A 1,499-nucleotide genomic window follows, 5' to 3' on the forward strand; every position below is an offset into this window, starting at 1 on the left:
GTAAGCGGCTCGCCAGAACCGTATTGATATTTACTGAGAGGTCAGATCAACTTTCCAGGGCAACAGATCGCGTACCCGGTTTGCCGGCCAGTCCTGGATATGCTCAATGACGTAACGCAGTCATTTTTCTGGTTCCACATTGTTCAGACGGCATGTGCCGATCAGTGAGTACAACACCGCCGCATGTTCGCCACCGCTGTCGGAACCCGCGAAGAGCCAGTTTTTCCGGCCTACGGCCACTCCCCGTAAGGCGTTCTCTGCGATGTTGTTGTCGATTTCCACCTGGCCATTACTGCAGTACACGTTCAGGCTGTCCCACTGTTTCAGCAGGTATGCGAACGCTTTTGCCGTATCCGAGTGACGAGACAGTGTTTTCATCTGAGTCTGTATCCAGTCATACAGTGACTGCATCAGTGGCGCAGCTCTGGCTTTTCTTGCAGCCAGACGCTGTTCTGCTGAACATCCCCGGACCTCCGCCTCAATGGCATACAGTTCACCGATACGCTGCAGGGCTTCCGTGGTGATATCGGTGGGCGCTCTTGCATGTACATCGTGGATTTTTCTTCGGGCATGTGCCATACACGCGGCTTCCGTTATTCTGCCGGATTCGTATAACGCCCGATAACCACCGTAAGCATCGGCCTGAAGCACACCGCTGTAACCGGCCAGGTGATTCTGTGGATGTATGCCTTTCCGGTCCGGACTGTACGCGAACCAGACCGCCGGGGGCATCTGTGAACCGGCGTTACGGTCATCACGGACGTAGACCCACAGCCGGGCGGTCCGGGTTTTACCGCTGCCCGGCGCCTGGACCGGGACGGGGATATCATCGGCATGGACTTTACCGGGCATCAGCACATACTGGCGCAGTACGTCATACACCGGCTCCAGCAGTTCAGCAACGGCACCGGTCCAGCGCCCCAGTGTGGCACGGCTCAGATCCACACCCTGACGGCGGTATATCTCTGACTGGCGGTATAACGGCAGATGGTCTGCATATTTTCCGGTGACGACATGGGCCAGGAGCCCCGCTCCGGCATAACTGCGTGCAATGGGTTTTGAAGGCACCGTCGCCTGCACGATATGGTCACACCGACAACAGGCCAGTTTCGGGCGTTGTGTTTCGATAACCTTAAAGGCGCTGCTGATAAGCTGCTGATAAGCTCCAGCTGCTCTGACACATCACATCCCAGAGAACTGAGTTCACCACCACAGGCCGGACAGCATTCCTCTTCCGGCCGGCAGAACCAGCTCGCAGCACAGACTGTTGGTCGGTGTATTTATCTGCTCAACCTGCACGGGGTCCGGGATTTTATTATCCGGCTCAGGCGTTCACGTCACGGGAAGTAGCGATGTTTCATGTTCGCCGGGCGGCTGCAGGCCGCCGTTACGCCAGAGATGCCGCCAGTTAAAGAGCAGGTTATCGTTGATTCCATTCTCACGAGCTATTTGTGCGACACAGGCACCGGGTAAAAGAGTTTGCTGAACAAGTCTCCATT

At 56.3% G+C, this 1,499-nt stretch carries 2 pseudogenes; both read right to left on the reverse strand.

The features are described from left to right. Nucleotides 1-30: 30 nt before the first annotated feature. Nucleotides 31-1,238: pseudogene (tnpC, locus tag HEM79_RS22205) on the reverse strand (IS66 family transposase); the annotation flags it as partial. Further along, nucleotides 1,204-1,499 (reverse strand): annotated as a pseudogene (locus HEM79_RS22210) (transposase); the annotation flags it as partial. The pseudogenes HEM79_RS22210 and tnpC, both read right to left, overlap by 35 nt.

The organism is Escherichia sp. 93.0816, assembly GCF_013368855.2.
Lineage (GTDB): Bacteria > Pseudomonadota > Gammaproteobacteria > Enterobacterales > Enterobacteriaceae > Escherichia > Escherichia ruysiae.